Raw genomic sequence first — 12400 nt, 5'->3', positions numbered from 1 at the left:
TTGTACTCTCAAGATTTAAGTAACTGTAAAACTATTGAGCGTAAACAGCAAGTAGAAGCCAAGTTTTTGTACTCTCAAGATTTAAGTAACTGTAAAACAATACGCAATGGAATGCGATGGTTTGGGACGTTTTTGTACTCTCAAGATTTAAGTAACTGTAAAACATCTAAGTATAGACTATCTGTATCGCAGTAGTTTTTGTACTCTCAAGATTTAAGTAACTGTAAAACGAAAGTTACAGCAAATACTTTTGGAAATAAGTCTTTGTACTCTCAAGATTTAAGTAACTGTAAAACGAAAGTTACAGCAAATACTTTTGGAAATAAGTTTTTGTACTCTCAAGATTTAAGTACCTGTAAAACGAGGTGTTGGGATAATGGGTGTGGATACAGGTTTTTGTACTCTCAAGATTTAAGTAACTGTAAAACTTTTACATTTCTATAACAAATCGCGGTGATGTTTTTGTACTCTCAAGAAAAACTTAGTATCAAAATTACAGAACTCATTATTGGGCATTGTTTAATGTAAAAGAAATTTAATGAAATAGTTATCTGAGTAATACATTAGCGGAATTGTAATTTAGGTTGAAATGGTTTATAATGAAAAGTAACAAGTATATTAGGAGGTCGTCTAATGGAGAGAAAAATTAAAAAATCAGTAGTTGCGACCGGTTTAGCAGCAACCACTATTATTTCGGGCAGTTTATCACATCAAGTAAATGCTGAAGAAGTAAAAACACAATCTACTGAGCCAAAGACATCTGAAAAAATCACCAAACCAGTTACAGAAACAGATGTTCAATCAGCAAAGATACAAGCCGATGCTGCAAAGGTTCAAACAGATGCTCAGCAAAAAGTTGTAGAGCAAGTCAAAGGAGATGTAAATACTTCAAAGGACGCGGTGGCAGATAGCGAAAAAGCTGTTGCAAATGCTGAGGCAGAAAAGAAAGAAGCAACTCCAGAAGTTATTGAAACCGCAAAAGAAGAAGTGGCGACATCAGAGAAGACGGTTACAACAGAGGAAAATAAAGTTCAAGCAGCAGAGCAGTCTGAAACAAAGGCAAAAGAAGCTGTTAAAAATCAAGAAAATGTTGTTGCAGGGCAACAATCACTTGTTGATGTAGCACAACGTGAATTAGATACAGCAAAAGCTCCGGTTGCAAATGAGCAGCAAGAGCTCAATCAAGCACAAGATGCAGAAAAACAAGCAGAAAAAGATTTAGCAGAAAAGCAAAATAATCTTGCTAAAATGAAGGAAGAAGTTGCTAATCTTCCTAAAGAAATCAATTCAGCGACTGAGCAAGTCAAGCAAAGTGAGCAAAAAGTTGCAGAAAATCAAGCGGCTATTGATCAAAAAGCCGCTGAAGTAGCCCGTGCTGAACAGTCAGCTACCAATAGAAGAAACGTTGATTTAAACAAGGCAACCTATGGTGAATTTTTACAACACGCTAAAACAAATGGAGCCAACCAAGCGATTCGTAATGCAGCTGCTGAAGCACTAGCAACTTATGAAAGAGCTAAACGTGAAGACGGTATTACAGTTGGTTCTGACGCAACAAGTCCAGCAACTTTAGCAAATAACTTAAAAGCGATTGAATTGGTTAGAGCTATCAATGCTTATCGTAGACAAGCTGGATTAAAAGAATTATTGATTGATCCTTACAAGAATCCAGCCAGCCAAGTCCAAACTCTTTATTTTGAAAGAGCAGATTGGCATATGGGCAAATATTTGAGAAATGAAAATGTAGCGATTAGTTTTACTCCGAAAGGAGCCGTTGACTTCTGGCATAAGGAAAAATCTATCTATATGGCTGAGGCAGCTAAGTATGGCTTAACAACTAATGAGCGAAACATTGATTCCAATCAAATTTATACCACCTTACGTAATCGTGGTCAACTTGCTTTCTTCTATAGAGTTGGTCACTATCTTCAAATGATGGATAAAAACTTTAATACCATTTCAGCTGCATATGATAAAGTTCCAAATCAATACAGCAATGTATATGGAACGTCTGAAGTTGGATTCTATAGCGAACATAATTTTAATGCGCGTGTTAATAACGGTACTCTTCTTACTGCAGACGCGTATGAACAAGCAATCCGTAATTTTGCTGATGCTGCAAATGCTGCAAATGCACAAGCAACAGCAGCGAAAAAACAATTAGGCATGTTACGAGCTCAAAGAACGGGTTATGTATCTACTTTAAATATTCAAAAAGCAAAATTAGCAGATCTTCAAAAGTTGGCTGCGAATCGTTCAGCTGCCCTTGCTACTGCGAATGCTGGAGTGATTACAGCTGAAGCGGCCTTGACAAAAGCGAAGCAAAATGTTGTAACAAAAGAAGCTGCTTTGAAGCGCGCAACTGCAACTATTGCATCCAAGTTGGCACCAAAACAAGCAGCATTAGCAAAAGAACAAGGATTACTAGAAACTGCTAAAAATAAATTAGCAGAACTCAAGAAAGTCTTAATTACAGCAGAATTAAATGTTGCCAAGGCAAAAGACGCTTTGCAAGCTAGTCAAGCCAAGCTAAAAGAAGCACAAGATAACTTGGAAAAATTACAAAATGCACCACAAGTACTTGAAGCAGCTCAAAAGGCTCTTCAAGCTGCACAAGCTGACTATGCCTCTAAGGTTAAAACGTTAAAAGATGAAGAAGCAAAACTAGAGATTTCTCGTTCAATTTATACCAAGTTACAAGAAAACTATGAGCAATTGAAAAGTCAACTTCCTCCGAAGGCTCAAAAAGAAACAGATGGAGAAGTACAAAAATTACACTTATCCAGAACTTACCAACCAAAACCATTGTTAGTTAGACAACAAAATACTGGTCAAAAAGTTCTGCCTGCTACAGGTACTAAAGCAGATCAGGTTGCTGCATTAGGTTTGCTACTTGGTTTAGGAACTCTAGCTAGTGCTCGCCGTCGTAAAAGAAATAACGAAGATTAAATAATTGAAGATTTTAGAAAAAATCTAATCTTTCTTCCCACAGGCAAACAACTCTGTTTTCGAGTGTTTGTCTTTTTGATTGAGATGATTAAAATCAACAGTGAAGAAATGATAATAAAATAGAATTTAAATAAAATGTAACTTTTGTCTGATAGATATTTAAAGTATCTATCATTTTGAGAATCAGCACAAAAATAGTATAATAAACTGTATTCTCTTAATGAAACGAATAAAACTAAAGGAGTTTTCTATGCAAGTCATCAAACGTAATGGAGAAGTTACTGATTTTAATCCAGATAAAATTTATCAAGCTATTTTGAAAGCAGCACAAACGGTTTATGTCTTGACAGACGATCTCCGTCAAAATTTAGCGCTTGTAACTAAAAAAGTAGTGTTAGATTTAGAGGAGGCTGGTGTTGAACGAGCTACTATCAGTATGATCCAATCTATGGTAGAAAATCGCCTGTTAGGTGCTGGTTATATCACCATTGCCGAGCATTATATTTCCTACCGCTTGCAACGTGATTTAGACCGGAACGGCTATGGCGATCATATCGCAGTTCATTTGCATTTTGAACAAATTCGATAAATTTGCAGCCTAGATTACAGAATGAAGTAGTTGGCAGATTTTTTGAAAAATTTGCTAAAAATCAACTCTCTTTTAAGTTAATACATATTGCTTGTTCTACAAAAGTTTACCACATTCTCCTAATTTCTAAGACTTGACAAGTGTATTTTAATATGATAAAATTTAAAAGATTTTAAGCTTGAAGGGAGTGAAAAAAATGTCAAAAACCGTAGTACGCAAGAATGAATCCCTTGACGATGCTCTTCGTCGTTTCAAACGTGCGGTTACTAAAGCTGGTACTCTTCAAGAAACACGCAAACGTGAATTCTATGAAAAACCTTCTGTAAAACGTAAACGTAAATCAGAAGCAGCTCGTAAACGTAAAAAATTCTAATAAAAGAAAAAGCAGGATTGAAGTCCTGTTTTTTTGTGGCTATTTCAAAAGAAAAGAGTCTGAGATAAAACACTTCTCAAACTCTTACAATCTTTTAATTTTTCCCTAACCTCTATTTCTTTTCGAGCAAGGCTTTGATTTCTTGAAGAACTTCTAATTCAGTTGGTCCTGCAGCTTCTTCAGCAGTGTCTTCTTCTTTTTTAGTAAGACTTTGCGCTTTTTCAACAGACTTGACGATGAAGAAGAGAACTGTTCCGATGACGAGGAAATTGATAACAGCGCTTAAGAAACTACCGTATGCAATCCCATTCCATTTTAAACCAGCAATTTGTTCTACACCAGCAGCTTTTAAAGCTGGATTGAGAAAGAGTGGAGTAATAACATCTCCAATAAGCGAAGTCACAATAGCTCCAAAAGCATTGGCAATAATAACACCGACCGCCAAATCAATTACATTGCCGCGAAGCAAAAACTCTTTAAGGTCCTTTAACATTTTCTTTTTCCTTTCAAAATACTAAACTATATTATATCCAAAAAAAGGGGAAAGTCAATAAAATGTCTAAAAAATATAGTGAATATTTTACTTTTTGATAAATTTATTATAAAATGTAAATTGTTATTCTATGATAAATTGGGGGTGTTGTCTATTGATTGATAAAGAAATCATTTCTGATATTAAAAATAGCGTCAATATCGTCGAAATCATAGGAGAAGTCGTTGCTCTAACAAAGGCCGGAAGGAATTATTTGGGGCTTTGTCCTTTTCATGGGGAAAAAACTCCATCATTCAATGTAGTAGAAGAAAAACAATTTTATCACTGTTTTGGCTGTGGAAAGTCAGGTGATGTCTTTAAATTTATTGAAGATTATCGTGGTGTTTCTTTTATGGACGCTGTACAAATTGTTGCCGATCGTGCAGGGTTTCCATTAGAAATAGAGCATAGTAGAAAAGAGCTGTCAACACATACACATCCTCATCAAGCACTTTATGATATTCATGCAGAAGCTGCAAGGTTTTACCATGCAGTATTGATGACAACAAAGATAGGAGAAGAAGCACGTTCTTATCTTTATGAACGTGGCTTAACAGATGAGGTTATCAAGCATTTTCAAATTGGTTTAGCGCCCAATGAAAATAACTATCTTTATAAAAGTGTTAGTGGAAAGTTTGATGAGCAAGTCATTATGAATTCTGGTTTGTTCAACTTAGCTGATAACAATTTGGTTTATGACGCCTTTCAAAATCGGATTATGTTTCCATTGACAAATGATAAAGGACAAGTCATTGCTTTTTCAGGTCGTATTTGGCAACCAAGCGATATAGAGCAGAAAGTCGCGAAGTATAAAAATAGTCGCAGTACACCGATTTTCAATAAAAGCTATGAGTTGTATCATCTGGACAAGGCCAAAGCGACTATCAAGAAAAGTCACGAAATTTACTTAATGGAAGGCTTTATGGATGTTATAGCCGCTTATCGTGCTGGAATTGAAAATGCTGTAGCATCTATGGGGACAGCATTGACGCATGAGCATGTGGAGCATCTTCGTAAGTTCGCAAAGAAAATTATTTTAACGTACGATGGTGACAAAGCAGGACAAGCAGCGACAGCAAAAGCTCTGAATGAATTGCATAATTTATCAGTTGAAATTGTCAGGATTCCTGATAATATGGATCCGGATGAATTTATCAAAAAAAATTCTGCTGATGATTTACAAAATTTACTGACTAAAACACGAATTAGTGATATAGAGTTTCTTTTGAACTATCTGAAGCCAGATAATATCGAAAACTTGCAAGCTCAAATTGAATTTGTTGAACAAATGTCTCAGCTGATTTCACAGGTTCAATCAATCACTGCACAAAATTCCTATATTTATATGTTAGCTGAATTGTTACCTGATTTTGACTACCAGCAGGTGGAGCAAGCTGTTAATAATCATCGTTTAGTAAATAGAAGAGAGCAACAACAGCAATCGCATCAACAAGTGTCAAGACTTGACATTCCGATAACACGGCAAGTATCACGGCTAATTAAGGCAGAGAGTCATCTTCTGCAGCGGATGATTGATAATCCTGTAATTTTAAATGATTATCGTTTGAGGAAAGATTTTCATTTCGCAACAGTAGAATTGCAGACTTTGTACGATATTTTAAAAACAAATGGCGAGGTAACGCCACAAGATTTGTCTGAGCAAAATGATTCGGTACAGCAAGCTTGGTATCGGGTCTTAGAAGAAAATCTACCAGAGGAAGTTTCTGAGCAGGAACTGATTGAAGTGGAGCAAACGCGAGATAAGGAATTGCTTCGCAAAGAAAATCAATTGATTGGTAAAAAAGTCCGTGAAGCATCTCATAGTGGGGATGCAGATACGGCATTAGAAGAGCTAGAGCGATTTATTGCTCAAAAAAGGAGAATGGAGTAGGAATGGCTACAAAACAAAAAGAAGTAACAACTTTTGATGTTCAAGTTGCAGAATTTATTCGCAACCATAAAAAAACTGGTACAGCAACCGATGATGAAATCAATGATCGGCTAGTCATTCCATTTACTTTGGAAGCTGATGGCATTGAAGATCTTCTTCAACGGATTCAGGACGCAGGGATTGCTATTACGGATAAAGAGGGCAACCCAAGTGAACGGGTTTTAAATACAGAGGAAGAAGAAGCTGAATTAACAGATGAGGAGTTGCTTGGTAGCAATTCTGCTAAAGTGAACGACCCTGTCCGTATGTATTTAAAGGAAATTGGTGTTGTTCCGTTATTGACCAATGAAGAAGAGCAAGAATTAGCTGTTCTTGTGGAGCAAGGCGACTTAGAAGCGAAACAACGTTTGGCAGAAGCTAATTTGCGGTTGGTTGTCTCTATTGCTAAGCGCTATGTTGGACGCGGCATGCAGTTTCTTGACTTGATTCAAGAAGGCAATATGGGATTGATGAAAGCCGTTGACAAGTTTGACTATACCAAAGGTTTCAAATTTTCGACCTATGCCACTTGGTGGATTCGTCAAGCGATTACTCGTGCGATTGCTGACCAAGCGCGTACGATTCGGATTCCGGTTCACATGGTTGAGACAATCAATAAATTAGTGCGGGAGCAACGAAATCTTTTGCAAGAATTGGGACAAGATCCAACGCCAGAACAAATTGCTGAGCGCATGGATATGACACCAGATAAAGTTCGTGAAATTTTGAAGATTGCCCAGGAGCCGGTCTCTCTTGAAACTCCAATTGGAGAAGAAGATGATAGTCATCTTGGCGATTTCATTGAGGATGAAGTGATTGAAAATCCAGTTGATTACACAACACGTATTGTCCTACGTGAGCAATTAGACGAGGTTCTTGATACATTAACAGACCGTGAAGAAAATGTACTACGTTTGCGTTTCGGTCTAGATGATGGTAAAATGCGTACGCTGGAAGATGTTGGAAAAGTCTTTAACGTGACTCGTGAACGGATTCGACAAATTGAGGCCAAAGCCCTACGCAAATTGCGTCATCCAAGTCGTAGCAAGCCACTTCGTGACTTTATTGAAGATTAGTAGACAAAAGGAGGCACCATGGCATACACAAACGAACAAATTGATGATATTAAAAATCGTATCTTGGAAAGTTTGGAACAAGTTATTGACCCTGAATTAGGAATTGATATTGTAAATCTTGGTTTGATTTATGAAATTCGGTTCAATGGTGAAAATGGTGAGACGCAGATTGATATGACCTTAACAACAATGGGATGCCCGCTGGCTGACTTATTAACTGATCAGATTCATGATGCGATGTCAGATGTACCTGAAGTGAGCAAAGTAGAAGTGAGACTGGTGTGGTATCCAGCATGGACTGTGGATAAAATGAGTCGCTACGCACGCATCGCCCTAGGGATTAAATAAGAATATGGCAGCATGACTTGATTATGCTGCTTTTGTTTTGCTCAAACATTCAGAATTTGTGCAATATTTTAACTTTATATCACTTGAAGTATTGTAAGAATCTGTTATAATAGTTGAACATACTGAATTTTAGAAAAGGGAGAGAAGATGGTTAAAAAAGGAGCACTGACAGGATTACTCTTGTTTGGAATATTTTTCGGCGCAGGGAATTTAATCTTTCCGCCAACTTTAGGAGCTTTGTCTGGCGAACACTTCTGGTCAGCGATTGCAGGATTTGTGCTTTCAGGAGTTGGAATTGCTATTTTAACATTGATTATCGGTACTTTAAATCCCAAAGGCTATGTTTACGAAATTTCTAAAAAGGTTTCTCCTTGGTTTGCGACCAGTTACTTGGTAGTTCTGTATCTAGCGATTGGTCCATTTTTTGCCATTCCTCGGACGGCAACGACTTCTTATGAAGTTGGGATTGCACCATTGCTTTCGAGTAATATGACTGGATTAGGACTTATTATTTTTACAATCTTGTATTTTGTGGCTGCTTACTTGATTTCATTAAATCCTTCCAAAATTTTGGATCGGATTGGTCGGATTTTGACTCCTGTGTTTGCCATTTTGATTGTCATTCTAGTCATTTTAGGAGCGATAAAATATGGAGCAGCTGCACCGCAAGATGCTAGCACGGAATACGCAAAAGCAGCTTTTGGAACTGGCTTTCTTGAAGGGTATAATACGCTTGATGCACTTGCCTCTGTTGCTTTTAGCGTTATCGCTGTGCAAACATTGAACCAACTCGGCTTTGCTAATAAAAAAGAATATATCTCAACGATTTGGATTGTTGGAATTGTTGTTGCATTGGGATTTAGTGCGCTTTATATTGGATTAGGATTTCTTGGAAATCATTTCCCAATTCCGACTGATGTAATGGCTTCTGATGCCAATAAAGGAGTTTATGTCTTATCTCAAGCTACACAAGCTATTTTTGGTCCGACAGCACAGATTTTCCTTGCAGCCATGGTAACAGTGACCTGCTTTACGACTACGGTTGGTTTGATTGTTTCAACATCAGAATTTTTCAATAAAACCTTTCCTAAAATCAGCTACAAAACTTTTGCAACAGTCTTTACCTTGATTGGATTTGCAATTGCAAATCTTGGTTTGGGAGCGATTATTCAGTATTCAGTTCCTGTCTTGCAAATTTTGTACCCGATTACCATTGCGATTGTAATGATTGTGATTGTCAATAAGTTTCTTGCCTTATCTAAGATTGGAATGCAGCTAACGGTAGCAGTTGTAACAATTATTGCCTTTGCGAATATTATTGGCTCGCAATTTAAATTGACTAGTGTGAGTAATTTAATCAATGCTTTGCCATTTGCACAAGCTTCAATTCCTTGGCTGGTACCGACGATTGTTGGGATTGTGTTATCTTTGTTTTTGCCAAATAAACAAAAAAGTGACACATTTGAAATGGAATAATTAAAAACATCTATCACGAAAAGTGATAGTTTTTTTATGACCATATCAAATTCAAGTTTTTACAAATCGTATCCTATATTTTTAAATAGTGAGCCAGTGTATACTTTTCTTAGAAAGAAAATGAGGAGGAAAAGATAATGATATCTATTGTGTTTTTGATTTCTGTATTTCTAGCGGGAATTTTATCATTTTTCTCGCCTTGTATATTGCCATTGCTGCCTGTATATGTTGGTATTTTATTGGATACAGATGAACCAAGAACAATCACTATTTTTGGAAAGAAGATTGCTTGGTACGGAATTATAAAAACACTATTTTTCATTGCAGGATTGTCCGTAGTCTTTTTAATTCTTGGATATGGCGCTGGCTTTTTGGGAAAAGTTCTCTATACAGAGTGGTTCCGCTATGTATTAGGAGCAATTGTTATTTTGCTCGGTGTTCATCAAATGGAACTGATCAATTTTAAGCTACTACAACGACAGAAAAGTGTTCAATTAAAAAAAGATAAAAATAGAAATGATTTTTACAATGCTTTCTTGCTAGGTGTGACCTTTAGCTTTGGTTGGACACCTTGTGTAGGTCCTGTTTTGAGTTCTGTTCTCGCAATTGCAGCTTCTGGTGGTAATGGAGCAGTACAAGGTGGCTTCCTCATGTTAGTTTATACCCTTGGTCTTGCTATCCCATTTCTCATTTTGGCGCTTGCCTCTTCTATTGTTTTACGCCATTTTGGGAAAATAAAACCTTATATGGGACTACTAAAGAAAATTGGCGGGTTACTTATCATCTTGATGGGAATTTTACTTATGCTGGGAAATCTTAATGTTCTAGCTTCAATATTTGGTGGATAAAAGGAGGAATCTCATGAAAAAAACAATGTTAGTCATCACAGGTCTTGTTTGTGTTGCTCTGTTGGGTGCCTGTGGAAATCAAAAATCAGCTAGTGGAACTAAGTCTGGACACGGACAATTTACAAATAAAACGACAGCTACAAAGTTGAATCAAGGCGAAGCAGCTCCTGATTTTGAACTAAAAGGAGTTGACGGGAAAACTTATAAATTGTCAGATTTCAAAGGAAAGAAAGTTTATCTCAAATTTTGGGCATCTTGGTGTTCTATCTGCTTATCTACATTAAAGGATACTGATGAGTTAGCTAAAAATGCTGGGAAAGACTATGTAGTTTTGACGGTTGTTTCACCGGGGCATGTTGGTGAAAAATCTGAAGCAGATTTTAAAAACTGGTATGAGAAATTAAATTATAAACATTTACCTGTTTTACTAGATCCTAGTGGTAAACTATTGGAACAATATGGTGTTCGTTCCTATCCGACAGCTGCATTTATTGGAAGCGATGGAAAATTGGTAAAAACTCGTCCTGGACTTATTAAAAAAGCAGAAATTGAATCAACTCTTAAAAGCATTAAATAGGAGGGGAGGATGATGGATCATAAAATGAAATGGTTATTATTTGGTGGAGCAGTCCTGCTGGTTTTAGGTTTATTTGTGCTAGGAAGTCGCATGATGCCAACCCTTAAAAATCAATCTGCTATTAATCAGATTAAAGAAGCAGCTGTTAGCCAGGCTGAACCGGTCAAGCAAAAGAAAGCGGACTTGAAAAATGCAAATTTAAAGCATATCTATTTGGCAGGAGGTTGCTTCTGGGGGGTGGAAGAATATTTCTCACGAGTAGATGGGGTGGTTGATGCAGTCTCTGGTTATGCTAATGGCACTAGCGAAACCACAAAATACGAACTAATCTCGCAGACAAAACATGCAGAAACGGTTCATGTAACCTATGATGCCAATAAAATCTCTTTAAGAGAAGTCTTGCTACATTATTTTAGAATCATTGATCCGCTCAGCAAAAATAAGCAAGGCAATGATCGTGGAGTGCAATATCGTACAGGCGTGTATTATAAAGATCAGGCTGATGTAGAAACGATTGACAAAGTCTTTGACGAGCAGAAAGAAAAATTTAAAGAGCCATTGGCGGTCGAAAAACAACCATTAAAACATTTTATTAAGGCTGAAGAGTACCACCAAGATTATTTAAAGAAAAATCCAAATGGCTATTGCCATATCAATGTTAAGCAAGCTTCTTATCCAGTCATTGATGCTTCCAAATATAAAAAACCTAGTGATGCAGAGATTAAAAAGAAACTATCTGATGAAGAATATGCTGTAACACAAAAAAATGATACTGAGCGTGCTTTTTCTAATCGCTATTGGGATAAGTTTGATGCAGGAATCTATGTCGATGTTGTAACAGGTGAGCCACTTTTCTCTTCCAAAGATAAATTTGAGTCTGGTTGTGGTTGGCCTAGCTTCACACGTCCAATCAGTCCAGATGTAGCGACTTATAAAGAAGATAAGAGTTTTAATATGACTCGAACAGAGGTGCGAAGTCGTGTTGGAAATTCTCATCTAGGGCATGTCTTTACGGACGGACCAAAAGATAAGGGCGGACTTCGCTACTGTATCAACAGTTTAGCCATTCATTTCATTTCGAAAGACCAAATGGAAAGTAAAGGCTACGGTTATTTATTAAACTATGTGTAACAGCAATTTTCACAGAAATTTGCTATAATGAGTTTAATAAATAATAGGGGTGCGCTAGTGTATTCAATTATGATTGTAGAAGATGAATACCTTGTTCGGCAAGGTATTTCGTCTTTAGTAGATTTTGAAACATTTGATATGGAAGTCATGGATGAGGCCGAAAATGGCTTGGATGCTTGGGAAAAGATACAGCTTGCACAGCCCGATATTGTCTTGACAGATATCAATATGCCACATATAAGCGGGATTAAACTAGCTCAATTGGTCAAAGAACAATATCCTTCTGTTCATATTATCTTTTTAACGGGTTATGATGACTTTGACTACGCTTTGTCAGCAGTAAAATTAGGTGCTGATGATTATTTACTAAAGCCGTTTTCGCGGGAAGATGTGGAAACGATGTTGTTGAAAGTCAAAGAGAAATTGGACAAGGAGCGAAAGCAGCAGCAAGTTCATGAACTGGTTGAGCAAGCAGAATTTTCTGATTTAGAACAAGCAATTCATGATCGTTTGACCGATACAGAATTGTCTCTTAAATCACTTGCTTTTCAGTTAGGGTTTAGTCCGTCTT

The 12400-nt window shown here is 36.9% G+C and carries 12 protein-coding genes; 11 read left to right on the top strand and 1 reads right to left on the bottom strand.

Features of this window, described 5'->3' with window-relative positions; all coding sequences use genetic code 11:
* Positions 1–633: 633 nt before the first annotated feature.
* From HMPREF2887_RS08520 to rpsU, 3 genes are all read left to right on the top strand, one after another.
* Positions 634–2949: a CAP domain-containing protein gene (locus tag HMPREF2887_RS08520; RefSeq protein ID WP_057489651.1), complete on the top strand. Its 2316-nt coding sequence runs from the start codon at positions 634–636 to the stop codon at positions 2947–2949.
* Positions 2950–3199: 250 nt separating this feature from the next.
* Positions 3200–3538: an ATP cone domain-containing protein gene (locus HMPREF2887_RS08515; RefSeq protein WP_003024641.1), complete on the top strand. Its 339-nt coding sequence runs from the start codon at positions 3200–3202 to the stop codon at positions 3536–3538.
* Positions 3539–3734: 196 nt separating this feature from the next.
* On the top strand, positions 3735–3911 hold the full coding sequence (gene rpsU / locus HMPREF2887_RS08510) for a 30S ribosomal protein S21 (protein ID WP_000048054.1): 177 nt from the start codon (positions 3735–3737) through the stop codon (positions 3909–3911).
* Positions 3912–4023: 112 nt separating this feature from the next.
* On the opposite strand, the gene mscL is transcribed toward rpsU, so the two are convergent.
* The gene (gene mscL / locus HMPREF2887_RS08505; RefSeq protein ID WP_003024637.1) at positions 4024–4404 is read right to left on the bottom strand and encodes a large conductance mechanosensitive channel protein MscL; all 381 of its coding nucleotides are present in this window, start codon (positions 4402–4404) and stop codon (positions 4024–4026) included.
* A 154-nt stretch (positions 4405–4558) separates the two neighbouring features.
* On the opposite strand from mscL, the gene dnaG reads away from it, so the two are divergent.
* From dnaG to HMPREF2887_RS08465, 8 genes are all read left to right on the top strand, one after another.
* Positions 4559–6334, top strand: coding sequence for a DNA primase (dnaG, locus tag HMPREF2887_RS08500; protein ID WP_282187182.1), 1776 nt, complete (start codon positions 4559–4561; stop codon positions 6332–6334).
* A 2-nt stretch (positions 6335–6336) separates the two neighbouring features.
* Complete coding sequence (rpoD, locus tag HMPREF2887_RS08495; RefSeq protein WP_003024631.1) at positions 6337–7449, top strand: RNA polymerase sigma factor RpoD; 1113 nt, start codon at positions 6337–6339, stop codon at positions 7447–7449.
* An 18-nt stretch (positions 7450–7467) separates the two neighbouring features.
* Positions 7468–7797, top strand: a complete 330-nt coding sequence (locus HMPREF2887_RS08490; RefSeq protein ID WP_003024629.1) for a metal-sulfur cluster assembly factor — start codon at positions 7468–7470, stop codon at positions 7795–7797.
* Between the two features lie 147 nt (positions 7798–7944).
* Positions 7945–9273 carry a branched-chain amino acid transport system II carrier protein gene (gene brnQ / locus HMPREF2887_RS08485; protein ID WP_021001660.1) on the top strand — a complete coding sequence of 443 codons (1329 nt, stop codon included), beginning with the start codon at positions 7945–7947 and terminating at the stop codon, positions 9271–9273.
* Positions 9274–9410: 137 nt separating this feature from the next.
* Positions 9411–10121 (top strand): thiol-disulfide oxidoreductase-associated membrane protein CcdA2, encoded by a 711-nt coding sequence (gene ccdA2, locus HMPREF2887_RS08480; RefSeq protein ID WP_003024626.1) that lies wholly within the window; start codon positions 9411–9413, stop codon positions 10119–10121.
* Between the two features lie 13 nt (positions 10122–10134).
* On the top strand, positions 10135–10698 hold the full coding sequence (locus HMPREF2887_RS08475) for a redoxin domain-containing protein (protein WP_003024623.1): 564 nt from the start codon (positions 10135–10137) through the stop codon (positions 10696–10698).
* 12 nt (positions 10699–10710) lie between these two features.
* On the top strand, positions 10711–11829 hold the full coding sequence (gene msrB, locus HMPREF2887_RS08470; RefSeq protein ID WP_041784110.1) for a peptide-methionine (R)-S-oxide reductase MsrB: 1119 nt from the start codon (positions 10711–10713) through the stop codon (positions 11827–11829).
* A gap of 57 nt (positions 11830–11886) precedes the next feature.
* On the top strand, positions 11887–12400 hold a 514-nt coding region (locus HMPREF2887_RS08465; RefSeq protein WP_084741061.1), incomplete at its 3' end, for a response regulator.

This window comes from Streptococcus sp. HMSC071H03 (assembly GCF_001813035.1).
Lineage (GTDB): Bacteria > Bacillota > Bacilli > Lactobacillales > Streptococcaceae > Streptococcus > Streptococcus anginosus.
Note: the sequence above shows the minus strand (reverse complement) of the source record. Positions and strands in the feature narration are given on the sequence as shown.